Origin of the sequence: Rhodococcoides fascians A25f (genome assembly GCF_000760935.2) — a bacterium.
In the GTDB taxonomy this organism is placed as follows: Bacteria; Actinomycetota; Actinomycetes; order Mycobacteriales; family Mycobacteriaceae; genus Rhodococcoides.
The window spans coordinates 1,979,844-1,996,383 of sequence record NZ_CP049744.1; the positions used below are offsets into that span (position 1 = coordinate 1,979,844).

General features: G+C 62.4%; 18 protein-coding genes. 12 read left to right on the plus strand and 6 right to left on the minus strand.

The window, feature by feature from the left end; genetic code table 11:
- The first annotated feature begins 1 nt into the window (after window position 1).
- Window positions 2–781 carry a hypothetical protein gene (locus BH93_RS09475; protein WP_037171424.1) on the plus strand — a complete coding sequence of 260 codons (780 nt, stop codon included), beginning with the start codon at window positions 2–4 and terminating at the stop codon, window positions 779–781.
- A 58-nt stretch (window positions 782–839) separates the two neighbouring features.
- Window positions 840–2,051 carry a Fic family protein gene (locus tag BH93_RS09480; protein ID WP_037171309.1) on the plus strand — a complete coding sequence of 404 codons (1,212 nt, stop codon included), beginning with the start codon at window positions 840–842 and terminating at the stop codon, window positions 2,049–2,051.
- Between the two features lie 18 nt (window positions 2,052–2,069).
- Here BH93_RS09480 and BH93_RS09485 read toward each other — a convergent pair whose 3' ends face one another.
- Window positions 2,070–3,317: a TetR family transcriptional regulator C-terminal domain-containing protein gene (locus tag BH93_RS09485; protein ID WP_037171425.1), complete on the minus strand. Its 1,248-nt coding sequence runs from the start codon at window positions 3,315–3,317 to the stop codon at window positions 2,070–2,072.
- Window positions 3,318–3,489: 172 nt separating this feature from the next.
- Between BH93_RS09485 and BH93_RS09490 the strand changes: the two genes are divergently transcribed.
- Entirely contained in the window at window positions 3,490–3,750 is a 261-nt protein-coding gene (locus BH93_RS09490) for a LuxR C-terminal-related transcriptional regulator (RefSeq protein WP_037171312.1), read from the plus strand.
- Window positions 3,751–3,754: 4 nt separating this feature from the next.
- On the opposite strand, the gene BH93_RS09495 is transcribed toward BH93_RS09490, so the two are convergent.
- Window positions 3,755–4,408: a DedA family protein gene (locus tag BH93_RS09495; protein WP_037171313.1), complete on the minus strand. Its 654-nt coding sequence runs from the start codon at window positions 4,406–4,408 to the stop codon at window positions 3,755–3,757.
- A gap of 87 nt (window positions 4,409–4,495) precedes the next feature.
- Between BH93_RS09495 and BH93_RS09500 the strand changes: the two genes are divergently transcribed.
- The 3 genes from BH93_RS09500 (at window position 4,496) to BH93_RS09510 (ending at window position 7,359) form a co-directional block, all read left to right on the plus strand.
- Window positions 4,496–5,527, plus strand: coding sequence for an SMP-30/gluconolactonase/LRE family protein (locus BH93_RS09500; protein ID WP_037171314.1), 1,032 nt, complete (start codon window positions 4,496–4,498; stop codon window positions 5,525–5,527).
- Between the two features lie 114 nt (window positions 5,528–5,641).
- Entirely contained in the window at window positions 5,642–6,199 is a 558-nt protein-coding gene (locus tag BH93_RS09505) for a hypothetical protein (protein ID WP_037171315.1), read from the plus strand.
- Window positions 6,200–6,531: 332 nt separating this feature from the next.
- Window positions 6,532–7,359, plus strand: a complete 828-nt coding sequence (locus tag BH93_RS09510; RefSeq protein ID WP_052064803.1) for an LppP/LprE family lipoprotein — start codon at window positions 6,532–6,534, stop codon at window positions 7,357–7,359.
- Between the two features lie 65 nt (window positions 7,360–7,424).
- Here BH93_RS09510 and BH93_RS09515 read toward each other — a convergent pair whose 3' ends face one another.
- Together BH93_RS09515 and BH93_RS09520 are read right to left on the minus strand one after the other, a co-directional pair.
- Complete coding sequence (locus BH93_RS09515) at window positions 7,425–7,910, minus strand: SRPBCC family protein (protein ID WP_037171316.1); 486 nt, start codon at window positions 7,908–7,910, stop codon at window positions 7,425–7,427.
- A gap of 3 nt (window positions 7,911–7,913) precedes the next feature.
- Window positions 7,914–8,255, minus strand: coding sequence for an ArsR/SmtB family transcription factor (locus tag BH93_RS09520; protein WP_032379688.1), 342 nt, complete (start codon window positions 8,253–8,255; stop codon window positions 7,914–7,916).
- A gap of 108 nt (window positions 8,256–8,363) precedes the next feature.
- Between BH93_RS09520 and BH93_RS09525 the strand changes: the two genes are divergently transcribed.
- The 3 genes from BH93_RS09525 to BH93_RS09535 all read left to right on the plus strand — a co-directional run bounded on the left by BH93_RS09525 (window position 8,364) and on the right by BH93_RS09535 (window position 10,099).
- Window positions 8,364–9,053 (plus strand): DUF998 domain-containing protein, encoded by a 690-nt coding sequence (locus tag BH93_RS09525; RefSeq protein WP_037171428.1) that lies wholly within the window; start codon window positions 8,364–8,366, stop codon window positions 9,051–9,053.
- A 64-nt stretch (window positions 9,054–9,117) separates the two neighbouring features.
- Window positions 9,118–9,690 carry a DUF3558 domain-containing protein gene (locus tag BH93_RS28280; RefSeq protein WP_080738894.1) on the plus strand — a complete coding sequence of 191 codons (573 nt, stop codon included), beginning with the start codon at window positions 9,118–9,120 and terminating at the stop codon, window positions 9,688–9,690.
- Between the two features lie 13 nt (window positions 9,691–9,703).
- Window positions 9,704–10,099, plus strand: coding sequence for a hypothetical protein (locus BH93_RS09535; RefSeq protein ID WP_037171321.1), 396 nt, complete (start codon window positions 9,704–9,706; stop codon window positions 10,097–10,099).
- 60 nt (window positions 10,100–10,159) lie between these two features.
- Here the strand turns inward: BH93_RS09535 and BH93_RS09540 are convergent, their stop codons facing one another.
- Window positions 10,160–11,533 (minus strand): dicarboxylate/amino acid:cation symporter, encoded by a 1,374-nt coding sequence (locus BH93_RS09540; protein WP_037171322.1) that lies wholly within the window; start codon window positions 11,531–11,533, stop codon window positions 10,160–10,162.
- A gap of 316 nt (window positions 11,534–11,849) precedes the next feature.
- Here BH93_RS09540 and BH93_RS09545 point away from each other — a divergent pair, with 316 nt between their 5' ends.
- The 3 genes from BH93_RS09545 (at window position 11,850) to BH93_RS09555 (ending at window position 14,910) form a co-directional block, all read left to right on the plus strand.
- Window positions 11,850–12,527 (plus strand): SanA/YdcF family protein, encoded by a 678-nt coding sequence (locus tag BH93_RS09545; RefSeq protein WP_052064819.1) that lies wholly within the window; start codon window positions 11,850–11,852, stop codon window positions 12,525–12,527.
- Entirely contained in the window at window positions 12,524–13,225 is a 702-nt protein-coding gene (locus BH93_RS09550; protein ID WP_037171325.1) for an aminoglycoside 3'-phosphotransferase, read from the plus strand. The genes BH93_RS09545 and BH93_RS09550 overlap by 4 nt, the downstream gene beginning before the upstream one ends.
- A gap of 89 nt (window positions 13,226–13,314) precedes the next feature.
- Complete coding sequence (locus BH93_RS09555; RefSeq protein ID WP_037171326.1) at window positions 13,315–14,910, plus strand: ABC-F family ATP-binding cassette domain-containing protein; 1,596 nt, start codon at window positions 13,315–13,317, stop codon at window positions 14,908–14,910.
- Window positions 14,911–14,920: 10 nt separating this feature from the next.
- Here the strand turns inward: BH93_RS09555 and BH93_RS09560 are convergent, their stop codons facing one another.
- Window positions 14,921–16,537: an AMP-binding protein gene (locus BH93_RS09560; protein ID WP_037171329.1), complete on the minus strand. Its 1,617-nt coding sequence runs from the start codon at window positions 16,535–16,537 to the stop codon at window positions 14,921–14,923.
- Between the last annotated feature and the right edge of the window lie 3 nt (window positions 16,538–16,540).

The window sequence follows — 16,540 nt, forward strand, 5'->3', positions numbered from 1 at the left end:
CATGGGATGGAACCCGTTCGATCGGCGGTCGAAGGATCAGCGCGCGATCGACGGCGTTTTGGTCGATCTCGGGAAGCCGGCGTGGCGCGGTGCGCATGGCCACTTCGTCCGAGATGCACTCACCTCCTGGCGTCTTGCTGCCACCTCGACTCTGCATGATCCCCCGACTGCGACCAGGCTCGACAGAGTGCGCAAGGTCGTAGATCGGGAGCCGGCAAGTCGAGGACAGGCCGACATCGCCGAACTCGAGAGCCTCCGTAAGACGGTCACCGGCAGTGTCGTCTACGTCGTCGCCGCTCTGGCCACTGCTATCGAAGGCCTGGCGGCGTGGACGGCGGATGACGTAGCGCATCGGATAGTGCGCATCGACCTGTCTGCGGAAGTGGCCTCGGTAGCGCGCAGTGCAGGGCTGCTCCAGGCTGCCTTCGATCGTCTCGGTGGCCCACCGTCGGGTCATCTCGCCAAAGATGCCGAGGTGCAAGCGATGTACGCCCGACGCACCGAAGCACTCGCCGATCGCCAGCGCACCCTGATACTGCGATTGACTGCCCTGCGCTCGTATCTGGACGGACTGATGGATATCGAGAAGGAACTCGAGAAGATGCGGTGGATAGAGCATCACGGGTCTCCGGACTTCGCCGAACTCGAGGAGCGCGAGAGCGATGAGCTGGCGTCCTTGAATCTCAGTGCAGCGCGTGACCTGTTCGACGAGGCGACCGATCGCATCGGAGTGCAATTGCGCGAGGCGGCAGAAAAGCTCGGGGATTCCGGGCAGCGCTGACGTTGGTATCGACTACCATACCAAACTTTAGATCAGTAAGGTTTGGTATGGTTCATCGATGACGGATGTTCAGGACGCGAGCCGATGGCCTGCGGTCGAATTCGAGCGTCGACCATGGCAGGTGTCCGATACCTACACCTCGCGCGCCCAGCGTCGGCTGCATCAGGGTGACTATCGCGCGTGCGTGCCGGCGCGTATCGCGGATGCGGATTTGGCGTTGCCCGCGCAGCTGCTTGCGGAATCGGAGGACGCTCTCCGTGAAATCGTCCGCTTCGACCAGTACGCCTCGGTGCAACTCGGTCCATCGGTCGAGCTTGCACCGATGAGTTCGATTCTGCTGCGAACGGAAAGCTCAGCGTCCTCGCAGATCGAGAACCTGACCGTGGGAGCCAGGGCGCTCGCACTCGCCGAATTGGGTTCGCCCACAACACGGAATGCATCGATCGTGTCGGGAAACGTCCGCGCGATGGAAGCTGCTCTCGACGTGGGTGCGTCCATCGACGCATCGAGTGTTCTGGCCATCCACCATGCGCTGATGGAGCCGAGTGGCGACCCTCAGCCCGGCCGATGGCGCACACGACAGGTGTGGATCGGCGGATCGGACATCGGCCCGCACCGCGCGGCATTCGTACCGCCGCATCACGATCGGTTGCCGGATGCGCTGGACGATCTCTTCGAGTTCGCGGCTCGCTCGGACCTCCCGGTCATCCCTCACGTAGCAGTCACACACGCGCAATTCGAGACGCTCCACCCGTTCACGGACGGAAACGGTCGCACTGGCCGCGCGATCATCCACGGAATGCTCCGGAGGGCCGAGGTGACCGAGCGAGTGACGGTTCCGCTGTCGGCCGGACTGCTGACCGATACCGCCAGCTATTTCAAGTGCCTCGACGCCTATCGGAGGGGAGATGCGGAGGCAATCGTTCGTAGTCTCACCGCGGCGACCTTTCACGCCGTCACCGGCGGGCGACGGTTGGTCGACGATCTGGCCGCCGCTCGGGCCGAATACATCGAGCGCATCGTGGCTCGCAGCGACTCGGTCATCTGGAAGCTCGTCGACGCGCTGGTGGCGCAGCCGGTTGTCGACAATGCCTATGTACGAACCACATTCGGAGTCAGTGAGATCGCGGCTCAGCGAGCAATCGACAAGCTGGCCGAGACGGACATACTTCACCAGATATCGAAGGGGCGACGAAACAGGGTCTGGCAGGCGGGTGAGATTCTCGCTGCGCTGGACCGCTTCGCCGACGGAATCCGGCGGGTTCGGTGACCCGCCCTCGGTCGATGCTCAGTGCGCACCGAGGCCGTCGAGGAGAAGCTCTCCGACGAACGTTGCGTTGTCCTGCGGGCTGTTCTGTCGTCGTGTGAAGCATCGCATCAGCAGGGTATTGGTGATGCCTGCTGCGAGATCGATTGGGCTCGAGCTCTTTCGGAATATCCCGCTGTCCTGACCCCGCGCGATGACCGGTGCGATGATCGCCGGCAGGTTGAGCTTCTCCTTGATCGAGATCAATCCCTCCGGCTCGCCGTACGTGTCGTGTGCGACGGCGACGAGAAGAGCGTCCATGAATTCGAGTTCGTCGGCGGCGAGCTGCGCGCACCGCAGCATGTGATGTCGGAGAATCGCGAGCTCGTCCAGGCCCAGTAGCTCGTCGTCGGCTACCGACTCGCGAAGACGATCGACTCGATTCTGCAGTGCTGCAACGATAACGGACGGCTTGGTTGGAAACAGCGTCTTGCAGGCCGCCCTCGGCACTCCTGCGATGTCGGCGACGTCGTCCATACGCGTCATGAAGTAGCCGCGCTTTCCGAACTCGGCGCGCGCCGCGGTGACGATCGCAGCACGCGGATCGCGAGGGAGTGGGCGGTCCTCGACCTGTACACCGACGTCCCCCACGACGTCATCGAGGTGCTGATGATGACCCGACGTGTCGACGACGGCCCCGAGGAAGGCAAGTACCGCGTCGGACACCACATCGGCCGATACGGATTTGTCGCCCACCTGACTGCGGATACGAAAGCCGTCGATGATGGCGTTGACCGTCACAGCGAACGATCGGGCCGTGAAGGGACGGCGAAATGCCCCACCGTCGGGATCGAACAGTGCCTCGAATGCGTCCAGCACGGCTTCGTCGCGGACGCGGTAAGCGCTGGCGAGTGTCGGAGAAGAAGGCCCGCTGAAAACGTGGTCGAGAAGTGACTCGGTGACTCTGTTCCGGTCGACGAGTGCTGGAAAGTAAAGCGCAACGAGCGCCGACACCGTCCCGCGAATCGATGCACCGCTGGCCGTCGCCTGCGTGCGAACAGTCTCGTGAACGTCGGTGGGCAGCGGCGTATGGGACAGATGCTCGACCACCTTGTCGAGAAAGTCGGCCTTGGTGCTGAACTTCCGGAAGAATGTCGCCGTCGACGAGTCGGAGGAGTGGACGACGTCCTCGACACGCACACCGCGTTCGAGAATCCTTCGAGGATCCGCGACCAACAATGTGACAGCTGCCTCGACAAAATGGGTGGCAGTCGCGTCGAGCTCGTTCATGGGGACGGACTTTACCGAGGTGAGACTGACCGCGACGGTGCCGGTGACAGTATTCACTCTCGGTTGAGAGCTACCTCGGTCATTCGACGGAGTGACGCCACGGATCGAGTGCGGTGTCATTGGCCGTATCGCACCGCCGGGACAGCGGTGGTGCCCGAAATCAAGGATCTCCATGACAGTTCTCGACATCCGCATCGGCGATGCCCCCGATCCACGGCTCAGTGCTCGTGAAATCGAAGTACTCACCGCATGGCTCATCTCGGACTCGAAAGCGGAGGCATCGCGCTCGCTCTATTTGGCGATGGGGACCGTGAACACCCACTTGTCCCGGATCCGAGCCAAGTATTCCGCGGTGGGGCGCAGGGCACCCACCAAAGCGACGTTGCTTGCCCGTGCTCTGCAGGACGGTTTCATCGACATCGAAGACCTGTGAGGGTCTACCGAACCTCGACGCGCCTGGACTTCATTTTCTTGACCACGAACCAGGCGATCAGCGCGACAACGATGCCGATGACGATGTACTGGAACACCGAGGCGTAATTCTCCACGTAGTGCCAGTTCTCGCCGAGGAAGTAACCGGCGAGCACGAAGATCGAGTTCCAGATCAGGCTGCCCAGAGTCGTGTACAGCGTGAACTGCAGGATCGGCATCCGTGAGACTCCTGCCGGAATGGAAATGCCCGAGCGGACCACCGGGATCATGCGGCCGAAGAACACCGCCGACCGACCGTGACGGGTGAACCAGTCCTCCGCTTTGGTCAGATCCTCGGTTCCGACGAACGGCATCTTCTCGACGATGGCGTACATCCGGTCGCGACCGAGCTTGATCCCGAGCCAGTACAGAACCAAGGCACCGACAACCGAGCCCGCCGTAGTCCAGAACAACGCACCGAACAGAGTCATCCCGCCCTGCGATGCGGTGAACCCGGCAAGGGGCAGGATGATCTCGCTGGGTAGCGGCGGGAAGAAGTTCTCGGCGGCCACCGCGATTCCGGCGCCGGGGCCACCGATGGCCTCCATCAAGCTGACCGCCCAACCGGCGATTCCGCCGAGTTCGGTGCTGGTCGCGGCAAGGGTGGAGAGCTCACTCATGACAACGACTGTACGAAATGTATCGACCGGAAATCTGCTCACCAGGACAAATGCCCGGAAATTGAGACATATGGAACACTCGAACGTGTGAACCGAGTCGCTCGAGTAGTCCCTGTTGTCGCCGTCGCCACACTAGTGCTGAGTGCCTGCGGGTCCTCGGATACGGCGGAACCCGCACCGAGCACCACGACCGATTCGACCTCGTCGGCGGCGTCGGCGTCGCAAAGTTCGAGCACCGCGACGATCTACAACCTGCCGGGCACAGGAGTGTTCCCCGAAGGCATCACCGCCGCGGACGACACGTTCTACGTGACGTCTACCTCCGACGGCGCGGTGTTCCGCGGAACCGTCGGATCCCCGGATGTCTCTGTGTTCTTGCCCGGCGGCGCGGACGGACGCACCGGCGCTGCCGGCATCGATGTGACCGATGAGGACGACCTGAACGATCGCGCCAACTACTTGGTGATCGCCGGTGGAGCGACAGGCAAGGTGTGGGTGTACGACGCCAACTCCGGTGATCTGGTGGCCACGTTCACCAACGGTCTCGGCACCGATGCGACATTCCTCAACGATGTTGCGATTGCCGACAACGGGGATGTCTTCGTGACGGACTCACGCAGCCCCGCGTTGTATCGCATTCCCGTTGGGCAGATGATTGCCGGCGTGCAAGACGGTCCGCTGGAGACATTCGTGAGTTTCGACGGCAGCCCGTTCGTCTACGGCGAGGGCTTCAACGCCAACGGCATCGTCGAGAACGACAATGAATCAGCGTTGATCGTCGTGCAGTCGAGAACAGGCAACCTGTACCGAATCGACAAGACCTCAAAGGAGATCACGCAGGTCGATCTCGGCGGAGCAACGCTGATGAACGGCGACGGGATGGAGATGGACGACAACACGCTGTACGTCGTCCGTAATCGCGACGGTCTGATCGCGAAGGTCGACCTCGATGACGACGGCAGAACCGGCGCGGTAACCGGCGAAATCACCGACGCATCGTTCGCCTACCCCACAACCGTTGCCGCAGTGGATGATCGGCTGCTCGTGGTGAACAGTCAGTTCGACAAGCGTGGGGGAGAACCCGTAGAGCCGTTCACCGTCAGCTCCGTTCCGGAGTAGGGCGGCGTCGCCGCACGTGCACGGAAAGTCGTAAAAGACACCGAGGTTCCGCGCACGACGATCGATCGGCCGGATTCGCTGTACACGCGGTGTAACTGTGCGACGGTGGGCCACATGAAACCCGGCGCACGCATGGCTCCCGAAAAGATCGGCTCGATCATCGGAGCCGTTTTCGGACTGGTCTTCGTCTTCGTCAATTCGGATACGTTTCCGACGACGCTGACCGTTGGGGTGCGCGTCGTCGCAGTGGTGGCGTTGGTCGTTGTGCTTCTCGCGGTGTGGCGAGTCCAGCCGGCCCCCGCTCCTGAGGACGGTGCCCGCGGCGGCTTCGGCCGCGGGTACTGGGTTGTGGTCGCCGTCGAGGTGGTTGCAATCTTCGGCGGTCTCGCGATCATCAACGGTCCACTCGATGCACCGCAGGCTGCGGTTGCGTGGATTTCGACGGTGGTCGGCGTGCACTTCGTCGCCCTCGCTCTGGTGTGGAAGCTACGTTTCTTCACCGGCCTCGGCGTGGCGTTGACCGCGCTCGGCGTACTCGCCCTGATTCTCGCCGCTGCGGGTGCAGCCGACAGCTCTATCGACGCGATCGGTGCAATTTTGCCCGGCTTCCTGCTGCTCGGCTTCGCCCTGTGGGGGAGCAGTCGAGCGTTGGTCGGCAGCACTCACCGGTAGCGGATACGACTCGATTGGATCTCGACTCGGTGAAGGATCGTGATCTGAAGTAACGGTCGGTTCGTGACGCTCGACACCCGGGTATGAAACTACGAGTGTGTGCGGGGCTGGCCTTGGTGGCGTTGATCGTGAGTGGGTGTTCGAGCCCGGACTCTGACACTCCAGGGGCTGAACTTCCTGGGTCCGGCACAACAGCAACATCCACCTCGTCCGCCGCCCCGACGACGTCACCGGGATCGTCGACAACTCCCGGCACGCCGGTCGGGGGAGGGTCGTCCACCTGTCTCGAAGACTCCGTAGTTCAGGACGCGATCAGCGGCCTCACTCCGTTCATGGCCAGTGCTTGGCAACTAGACGAGCAAGGCGACCCCTGCGCAACGCTGGCCTGGGCCACCGCGCGCATCGCGGATGCAACCAGCAGCAGCCCGGAAACCGTGCTGTTCTTTCATGACAACACCTACCTCGGAACCGCGACGGCCGAGCAGTACGCGTTCACGACCGTGGTCGATCAGCTCCCCGACACCGTCGCGGTGTCGTACAAGTGGATCAACCCTGGTGACGCGAACGCGAATCCGACCGGCGGACCCGCGCTCGTGCGATACCGGTGGAACGGGTTGTCGGTCGACATGCTCGACCAGTTGCCGCCGGAAGTGCTGAACCCGCCGCGCGCGAACCCGGCTCCAAGTCCTGCGCCAGGGCCTGCACCCGTTCCTGCGCCAGGGCCAGCACCCGGTCCTGCACCTGGTGGCACCGTGGATCCGGCGACAGGATCGGTGTGCGTGGAGAACTCGGCGCGAGATGCGGCTCTTGCATCGCTCCCACCCTTCGAGGGCAGAGGTTGGGTCGACAGCACGAGCTCATACCCGTGCTTACCTCTGGTCACCTTTCTGACGCGACCCGAAAGCCGCAACATGTATGACGACCCGTCGTATTTGCTCTTCTTTCACGACGGCCAGTATTTGGGCAAGGCCGATGACGTTCCGTATCCGAATATGAGTGTCGCGGACTCCGGCTACGACTTCGTCACCATCGCGTACCGCTGGCGAGTCCCAGGTGACGACGCCATCTCCCCGGGTGGTGGGCCGGCCTTGGTGCGCTACCAGTTGAACGGATCCTCCGTCGAGACAATCGGAGCGATTCCGGTCGAGGTGACGGGGTGAGTTGAGCGGCTCCGCCGCATGTGCACGAAAACTCGTCGCAGAGGCCGAGTTTCCGCGCACCACAATCAGTCGGCGACAATGGCGTCGATCTGGCCCAGTGCCAGGGCCATACCTTCGTCCATGCCCATCTCGACGAGTTGTTCGAGTTGCTCGAGGGAGTCGAAACGGGAGCGAATGGTCATCCGTGTCCGACCGTCGAGATCGTCGAGAGTGGCAGTGGCGTGGGTGACGGGCATCGTCGACGACGGATTGCCCGAGTCATCGGCGAATCCGTCGTCGAACGAGAGCGTCGTCGGCGCGGAGATATTGGTGAAAAGCCACCAGCCGGCGGCCTTCTCGCCGTCCGGCCCGGTCATGTAGTACGACGCCCTGCCGCCCGGAACGAAGTCGTGGCTATCGAATGTCGCGGGCCACGTCGGTGGTCCCCACCATTTCTCGAGCTGGCGTGGGTCCTCCCAAATCTGCCAGACCCGTTCGACTTTCGCGTCGAACTCGGCGACCACGGTCATGGTCAAGTTCTCCGCATCCTTGTGTGAGCTGATGAACGGCATGATTCAGCCTTTCTCGTCCGTGGACAGAAGGTCGTCGATTCGGTCGACCCGGTGTCGCCAGATCTCCTCGTAGGTATCGAGCAGTTCACGAGCTTTCGCGATTGTGTCCAACCGAACTCGCACTATCTGCTCCCTGCCACGCTTGTGTTTGGTGATCACCGCAGCGCGTTCGAGAACCGCGACGTGTTTTTGTACTGCGGCAAAACTCATGGCGTAGTGAGATGCCAAGTCCGACACCGACTGTTCGCCCACGGTGACCTTCGCGACGATGTCACGACGTGTCGTGTCTGCGAACGCCTGGAAGAGGCGATCGACCTCCGCATCACTCAACTGATCTACAACCATGTGGTTGTACGTTATTCGTGCCTCGGTCCTTCGTCAAGGGGGCACATCGATTTGTCGGGCAACATGGAGTGTGGACGGCGACCCTCGTCGGCCGAGAGGAGTGCCAAGGTGCGGATTCGACCGGCCATGATCGGCGCGCTGTCGATCGTGTTGGGGGCGCTGGTGGTGCTGGTTCTCGATCTCCACACCGCGTGGCAGACGCCATCGCATCTGCGTCGCACGATCAGTGAATACGGACTCGGCGCGCAGCAGTGGGTGTTCTCGATCGGGGTCGTCCTGCTCGCCTTCGGCTCGGCGCTCACTCTCGCGTCCGCGCTTCGGCATCGACTCACTCGGCCCGCGTCGGCCGCATCGATCTGCCTGACGCTGTGGACAGTAGGGCTCGTGGCCGTCGTCGCTGTGCCGAAACAGGATTGGTCGAACAACGCCTCACTGAGCCTCGGCGGGTCGATCCACCGGCTCGGTGCCGCTGTGGCGTTCGTGAGTATCCCGATCGCAGTCTTCGCGTTCTCTCGGCCCTGGATTCGCGACGGCGTATGGGCAGCCCGCGCCCGAATCACACAGGGACTGAGCATGCTGTCGGTCGTGACGCTGCTGCCCATCGTGTACGCACTCGCGGTCGGTGCCACAGGCTCGCGACCCTGGTATCGCGTGGTCACCCTCGGATACGTGGAGCGAGTGCTCGTCGTCGCCGAAGTGATCGCGTTGATCTCGCTCGCCTTGTGGGTGTGGGCAGCTGAACGTAGGAGTCTTGCTTCTGCCGAGTCACAGGAGATCAGAGCCTCGCAGCCCGTCTAGGGAACCGATCCGGCCGGCGTCGCGTCCAACCATCGAGTGACATCGGTGGCGAGAGGGCGAACGTATGCGGTCAACGGGTAGGCATCTGCTTGCGGCAGCCTGCGCTTCGGCGCTGTTGCTGACGGGCTGCGCCGCCTCGACGCAGGGGAGCCCTGTCGCGAGTGGAAACTCGTCGACGGAATCGACGACCGTGGCGTCGGGACCGAGAGAGCCATTCGATCCGTGCACTATCCCCAAATCTGCGGTGACGGCAAGTGGGCTGGACGTGAGCACGGAGAGGCCGGACTTCGCGGGCATCACGACGTACCCCGGTTGGAAGAACTGTGCGTGGGATGGGCCGACCGAAACTCCGTGGTACTTCCTCATTGTCCAGTCATCGATCAACTCGCTCGATCAATTCTTGCGCAGTCCGCAGAATGTAAATCAGGTTCCAGTCCACATAGGCCCCCGCGCTGCAGTCCAGTACAACCTCTCCGAGGACGGTGATCCGCCAGAGGGGTGCAGGATTGCGCTCGATGCAGGCGGCAACCTCTTGATCTTCATCCTTCACAAAATTGGGTCGAAAGACCTGTTGGGTGACCCCTGCGCCGAAGTCAACAAGCATGCCGAGGACCTTCAGTCCTACTTGCCGAAGTGAAAGGCACGCCCCAGTGACCGACAAGACGCTAGGTCTGGCCGACAACCTTGCCTATTGGCGGTCGTTGCGCGATCAGGCCGATGCCGGCGAACTCCACATCGAGGCAGATGTTGCGGTGGCCTGCGACAAGGCGTGTTCTGACTACCTTGAAAAACTGGACAAAATGTTCGAGATGACCGTCGGCCTGTCGTCGCCCGAATCGTTCGGCGACCTGCCGTCAGCCCAGATGCTCGGTGCCAAATTCCATCGTCTTGCAGTCGGCGAAGAAGGCTCCGCTCGCTTCGCGATCAAGCAGCAGATCGAGATCATCAAGACGATGCGCGAGTTTTTTCAACACTATTTTGCGAGTGTCGAGGCCGCAGACAGTGCCACCGCGGCAACAGTCGAAGCGCTGTCGCCACCGCGATAGACGAAAAATCCCGACGACCCAGTTGCTCGGTCGTCGGGATCGATCGTTCGAAACGTACTGCTAGCGGGCCAGTTCCACTTCTGCTTCCTCGTCGACGAAAGGATCGCCGTTTCGCGGAGCGTTGTAACGCTCGAGGTCGAGGATTCCTTCGCGCTTGGCCACGATGGTCGGTACCAGCGCCTGGCCGGTCACGTTGACCGCGGTGCGGCCCATGTCGACGATCGGCTCCACCGCGAGCAGCAAACCGACACCGGCGAGAGGCAACCCGAGTGTCGACAGCGTGAGGGTGAGCATCACCGTCGCGCCTGTCGTTCCTGCTGTTGCAGCAGAACCGATCACGGATACCACGATGATCAGCAGGTAGTCGGTGATGGTGAGGTCGATGCCGTAGAACTGAGCCACGAACAGTGCTGCGATTGCGGGATAGATTGCCGCGCAACCATCCATCTTCGTCGTCGCCCCGAGTGGCACCGCGAACGATGCGTACTCACGCGGCACGCCGAGGTTGCGTTCGGTCACACGCTCGGTGAGCGGGAGAGTTCCGATCGACGAGCGCGACACGAAGCCCAGCTGCGTGGCCGGCCACACTCCCGAATAGAAGTTCCGGACCGAAAGGCCATGGGCGCGAACGATCAACGGGTACACGACGAAGAACACCACAGCCAGTCCGATGTAGATCGACACGGTGAACACGCCCAGCGAACCGATCGCGTCCCAGCCATAGGTTGCGACAGCGTTGCCGATGAGGGCGGCGGTGCCGATCGGTGCCAGGCGAATGATCCACCACAGCACCTTCTGCACGATCGCCAGCAACGAGGCGTTGAACGCGAGGAATGGCTCGGCCTTCTTGCCGACCTTGAGTGCCGCGATGCCGATAGCAGCGGCGATCACCAGCAACTGCAAGATGTTGAAGCTCAACGATGTGGTTGCGGTACCGCTCTCGGGGACAGTGGTCTTGGCACCGAGTGCCAGGAAGTTGCTCGGCACCAAACCGGTGAGGAACGACCACCACGACCCGACACTCGACGGATCTCCCGCCGAGTCGGCTCCCGCGCTGGTTCGCGATCCGGGCTGGGCGACCAGTCCGATGACGATCCCGATGATGACGGCGATGAACGCCGTGATGGCGAACCACCACAGCGTCTGAATGGCGAGGCGGGCGGCGTTCGTGACTTCACGGAGGTTGGCGATGGAGCTGACGATTGCCGTGAAGACCAGCGGAATGACCGCGACGGTGAGTAGCTTGACGTAGCTCGAACCGATGGTCGAGAGGGTGCCGACCAACCAGTTCTCGTTGCCGTCGGCCGCGTCGGGCATGGATCGGGCGATCAGCCCGAATACGACACCGAGTACGAGACCGGCAACGATTTGTGGACCGAACGCGGTTGCCCAGGTAGGGACACGGCGCGTACGGGTAGCGCTGGGCGCAGACATGGTTATGCCTTTCGAAAACGAAGAAGTGTCGACAGAGGTGTGCGACAGAATGCTCATCGGGCCGACGTGCCCGACGGCGAGGTTGAGGTCTAGAGGACCGTCAACAGGTAGCGCTGGCTTGCAGACGCAAGTCGACGTAGCGTCGAGAGGTCAGCAGCGGATTCACTGGTAAGACGGTACTCGTCGGACATCCGGGGCAGCGGGGCAGGGTTCTTCTGAGGGTTCACTGTGGAATCGATGCGGGTGCGCTGCGGTGTCGATAATGCGCCGTTTTCATCGGCTACGTTGGGTTCTCTGCCGCCGACGAAACGAGATCATGAGTACGAAAGCAAAACCCCGAGGACTGGTTAGGCGACTCCTACAGGCGGTGTCTGCCCTCGTTGCAGCACTGGTGGCAGTCGTTCTGGCATCGGCCGGTTGGGTTGCGTATGCGACGGCGGGCAAGGTCTACGACGTCGACGATGCACCGGATGCGCCCGTGGCGATCGTTCTCGGCGCGCAGGTGCGCGACGGTAAGCCGATGCGATTTCTCGCCGGCCGCCTCGACGTCGCAATCGCGCTGATGCAAGCCGGAAAGATCAAAGCGATCCTGGTCTCCGGCGATGCAGACGGCAACTCGGGCAACGAAATTCAGGCCATGACCGACTACCTGATCGAGCACGGCATCGACCCCGCCGTGATCATCGGCGACGATCACGGGATCGACACCTACGACACGTGCGCTCGTGCGAAAGAGACGTTCGGCGTCGAACGTGGACTCATCATCAGTCAGCCCCTTCACGTCTCGCGTGCCGTGGCGCTCTGCGAGGACATGGATCTGGAGGTCGACGGTGTGACTGCTGATTGCATCGACTGCAATACACTCGCGGTGGTTCGCAACTATGCGCGAGAGCTGTTGGCGCGCCCCAAAGCAGTTCTCGATCTGTGGTCCGGACGCGATCCCGTCGTCGTGTCCCCGCCCGTCGATTCGCTCGCTACCATCACCGGTAAATGAGCGTGCCCGACGGCGATATCGCCGTCCCTGCCGTGGTGCGAGAGTTGGCGGGACCTGACGACATCGAACCTGTGTGGTCGAATGAACTGGGCGGGTTGACTTTTCGTATCGGTGAGGCACGCTACGTCAAATGGACACCGGTCGAGAGCTCGGTCGACCTGGAAGACGAGCGGCGTCGTCTGGACTGGGTGAGTCGGTACAGCCCGGTTCCGAAGGTGATCGACACCGGTTCGGACGCGACAGGTTCCTGGATGGTGACAGAGGCCCTGCCGTGGGAGAACGCCGTCGCCGATCGCTGGATGGAAGACCCGGCCACCGCGGTCCGCGCGGCGGCAACCGGACTTCGTGCCTTTCACGATGCAGTCCCCGTCGCGCAGTGCCCGTTCGATTGGTCGGTGGTCACTCGTATCGGTGACCGCGAGTTGCCGGCGGAATCACCAGCGGTCGATCGACTCGTGGTGTGCCACGGCGACGCCTGCATGCCGAACACCCTGATCGCCGACGACGGATCGTGGGCAGCACACGTCGACATGGGCAGCATGGGTGTCGCCGATCGTTGGGCAGACCTGGCACCGGCAATCTGGAGCACCGAGTACAACTACGGCCGGAGCTACTGCAAGGCATTCTTGGACGCGTACGGCATCGAACTCGACCGTGAACGCCTCGACTACTACCTGTGGTTGTGGGAGTCCACGTGAGCAGCGAATCGGACGATGCTGCGCGCGGCTAGAGTGGGCGAGCCCGGTTCGACGACTCAGCGGACCCGTGTTTCAGGAGAAGTGAACGCTTGAGCTGGATCCGCTTGAACGACGTTGCCAAGGGATACGACCAGAAGGTGATGCTGCGCGAGGTGTTCTTTCGTCTCGCCGACGGTGATCGCATCGGGCTGATCGGCCGCAACGGAACGGGCAAGACAACCCTGCTGCAGCTTCTTCTCGGGCGTGAGACACCCGATTCCGGAACCGTCGACGTCACCGAGGGCGCACGAATCGGGTACTTCTCGCAGTTCTCCGAACTGGACGGCGATCGCAGCATTCAAGCGGAGCTCGAATCGCTGTTCGGCGCTGTCCACGCGATCGAGACCGAATTGGCCGAGGTCGAGGCCGCATTGGGCGGTGACCTGGACGAGAAGCAGATGTACAAGCTCGTCGACCGCCAAGCCGAACTGCTCGACGCCATGGAGAACAGCGGTGGTTGGACCTACCACCAGCAGATCGACACGGTGCTGTCGATGCTCGGATTCAACGCCGAACGACGTGAGCTTCCTGTCGATCGACTGTCCGGTGGTTGGCGCAACCGCGCAGCGTTGGCCAAGATCCTCATCGAGGCCCCGGACGTCCTGCTCCTCGACGAGCCGACGAACTTCCTCGATGTTGCCGGAATCGCGTGGCTCGAACGTTGGCTACGAGATTTCCGCGGCGCGCTTCTCGTTGTCTCGCACGACCGCGCATTCCTCGAGCAGGTCGTCACCAGCATCGTCGAAATCGAGAACCATCACTTGCAGACGTACGACGGTAGCTACTCGGAATACGTTCAGCAGAAGCAGTTTCGACTCAAGAACCTCGAACGTGAGTTCAGCAACGAACAGCAGCTGCTTGCCTACGAGCAAGAAGCGATCAGTGATCGCAAGGAAGCAGTGAAGAACCCCAGCGGGGTGCTCAAACGTCGACTGGCGAACATCAAGAAGAGCAAGAGTCCACGGCCGGTCGACACGGTGGTCACCGCCATCTACGGCGGTCTGCATGTGCACGACAACCTGGCGGAGATCAACGGGATCGCCAAAAGCTATGGGGAGCAACGACTCTTCGAGAACATCTCCTTCACTGTTCACCGCGGTGACCGCATCGCCATCACCGGACCCAATGGATGTGGAAAGACCACTCTCGTCGACATTCTCGTCGGTGCCGAGCAGCCGGACAGCGGCAAGATCAAATGGAAGACCAAAGCGCCGTCGTTCATCTACTACAACCAGGTGCTGGCCGATCTCGATCTCGACGACACGGTGTCGCATTCGGTGAACGCGATGCCGGGCAGTCTCGCTCTGACGGCGACGAAGAAGGAAGTCCACCGCTTTCTCACGTTGTTGCAATTCTCCGAGATGGATCTCAAGTCGAAGATCGGCGTGCTGTCCGGAGGGCAGAAGGCACGAGTTGCATTGGCGCAGTGCCTGTTGTTCGGCGCAGGCGTCATCGTGCTCGACGAGCCCACCAACCACCTCGACCTGCAGAGCACCCAGGTGCTCGAACGCGCACTGATGGCGTTTCCCGGCGCGGTGATCCTGGTGAGCCACGACAGGTTCTTCGTCGAGAAGGTGGCATTTCGGCAGTTGTCGTTCGACGGCAAGGGCGGCGTCACCGAAATCGCCGGTGTGCAGATGGCGTGACCAGAGTGGGCTACCCGTTGATCTTCGACGCGGACGTGCCCCACTCGGCGTCGCGCAGCTCCTTCTTCCTGATCTTGCCGGTCGATGTCTTCGGCAGCTCGACGATGAATTCGACGTTGCGCGGGGCCTTGTACGACGCGATGGCCGACTTCACGTGCGCCACGAGCTCGGCTTCCGAGGCGTCCGCGCCGGGCACCAGCACCACGAATGCCTTCGGCCGCTCTCCCCACTTCTCGTCGGGCACCCCGATGACCGCAACATCGGCGACGGCAGGATGGCTCGCCAGCGCCTGCTCCACCTCGATGGTCGAGATGTTCTCGCCGCCGGAAATGACGACGTCCTTGGCGCGATCGAGTAGCTGAACGTAGCCGTCGGGATGCATCACCCCGAGGTCACCGGAATGGAACCAGCCGCCCGCGAAAGCCTGTGTCGTTCCGGCGGTGTCGTTGTAATACCCCTTCATGACGTTGTTGCCGCGCATGACGATCTCGCCCATTTCGCCGCCGTCGGGTTCGACGTCGATCAACACTCCACCGGGACCGGGCTTGTCGCGTACCACGCGAAGACGGTCTGCAGTGAGCATGCCGACTCCCTGTCTGGCCAAACGACGAGCCTGTTCGTCGGCGTCCAGTTCGAGCCACTCCTGCTTTGCCTCGCACACCGAATAGGGACCGTAGGTTTCGGTGAGGCCGTAGACGTGTACGAGCGTTGCTCCCAATGCTCGAATCTTGGCGATGATCGTCGGGCTCGGAGGAGCTCCCGCTGTGACGATGGTCAGCGGTCGATCGAGTGAATGTGCCTCTGCAGCAGTGGCGAGAGTGGTCAACACGGTCGGCGCACCGGCAAGGTGATCGACGCCGTTGTCGATGGCCGACCAGATGGCGTCGCCGCGCACTCCGCGAAGGCATACGTGTGTGCCGGACGCGGCCGTGACCGCCCACGTGGTGCACCACCCGTTGCAGTGGAACATCGGCAGCGTCCACAGATAGCGGGTGTCGACACCGAATCCCTGGTGGTGCAGTTCGCCCAGGGAATTGAGGTAAGCACCGCGGTGGGTGTACATCACGCCCTTGGGTCGACCGGTGGTGCCCGAGGTGTAGTTGATCGTGATGGTCGACGTCTCGTCGTCGACCTCCCACTCCATCGGTTCGTCCGTGCCCCGTTCGAGGAATGCGTCGTATCGAGTGGTGTGCGGCAGCTTCTCGTACGTGCCGTCCACCGAGGGAGTCTCGACGATCTCGGTGACCGAATCTGCGATGGGATCTGTTCCGAGGCCGGCCAGCAACGCCGAATCACCCACCAACAGAACCGAACCGGAGTGATCGCAGATGTAGCGAACTTCGTCCGGTGAGAGCCTGGTGTTGATCGCGACCAGAACGGCACCGGCCAGCGGCACCGCGTAGTGTGCGAACAGTAGCTCCGCCGAGTTCGACGCAATGTAGGCCACCCGATCGCCGTGGCCGACCCCCGACGCGCGCAGTGCATGCGCGAGCCGGGTGACGGCGGCGGCGAATTGTTCGTAGGTGAAGGACCGCGGACCATCCTCCACGGCGGTCTTGTGGGGATGAACCTCCGCAGCGCGTTCGAGGAAGCGAAGTGGCGTCAGCGGAGTATCCAGACCGGTCATGTC

What these genes read in the sequence shown, in the direction of transcription:
- BH93_RS09540 (WP_037171322.1), bottom strand. Translation starts at nt 11,533, where the DNA reads ATGTCTGCGCCCAGCGCTACCCGTACGCGCCGTGTCCCTACCTGGGCA.
- BH93_RS09515 (WP_037171316.1), bottom strand. Translation starts at nt 7,910, where the DNA reads ATGCCGTTCATCAGCTCACACAAGGATGCGGAGAACTTGACCATGACC.
- BH93_RS09475 (WP_037171424.1), top strand. Translation starts at nt 2, where the DNA reads ATGGGATGGAACCCGTTCGATCGGCGGTCGAAGGATCAGCGCGCGATC.
- BH93_RS09495 (WP_037171313.1), bottom strand. Translation starts at nt 4,408, where the DNA reads ATGAGTGAGCTCTCCACCCTTGCCGCGACCAGCACCGAACTCGGCGGA.
- BH93_RS09480 (WP_037171309.1), top strand. Translation starts at nt 840, where the DNA reads ATGACGGATGTTCAGGACGCGAGCCGATGGCCTGCGGTCGAATTCGAG.
- BH93_RS09510 (WP_052064803.1), top strand. Translation starts at nt 6,532, where the DNA reads ATGGCCAGTGCTTGGCAACTAGACGAGCAAGGCGACCCCTGCGCAACG.
- BH93_RS09485 (WP_037171425.1), bottom strand. Translation starts at nt 3,317, where the DNA reads ATGAACGAGCTCGACGCGACTGCCACCCATTTTGTCGAGGCAGCTGTC.
- BH93_RS09490 (WP_037171312.1), top strand. Translation starts at nt 3,490, where the DNA reads ATGACAGTTCTCGACATCCGCATCGGCGATGCCCCCGATCCACGGCTC.
- BH93_RS09550 (WP_037171325.1), top strand. Translation starts at nt 12,524, where the DNA reads ATGAGCGTGCCCGACGGCGATATCGCCGTCCCTGCCGTGGTGCGAGAG.
- BH93_RS09545 (WP_052064819.1), top strand. Translation starts at nt 11,850, where the DNA reads ATGAGTACGAAAGCAAAACCCCGAGGACTGGTTAGGCGACTCCTACAG.
- BH93_RS28280 (WP_080738894.1), top strand. Translation starts at nt 9,118, where the DNA reads ATGCGGTCAACGGGTAGGCATCTGCTTGCGGCAGCCTGCGCTTCGGCG.
- BH93_RS09520 (WP_032379688.1), bottom strand. Translation starts at nt 8,255, where the DNA reads ATGGTTGTAGATCAGTTGAGTGATGCGGAGGTCGATCGCCTCTTCCAG.
- BH93_RS09560 (WP_037171329.1), bottom strand. Translation starts at nt 16,537, where the DNA reads ATGACCGGTCTGGATACTCCGCTGACGCCACTTCGCTTCCTCGAACGC.
- BH93_RS09505 (WP_037171315.1), top strand. Translation starts at nt 5,642, where the DNA reads ATGAAACCCGGCGCACGCATGGCTCCCGAAAAGATCGGCTCGATCATC.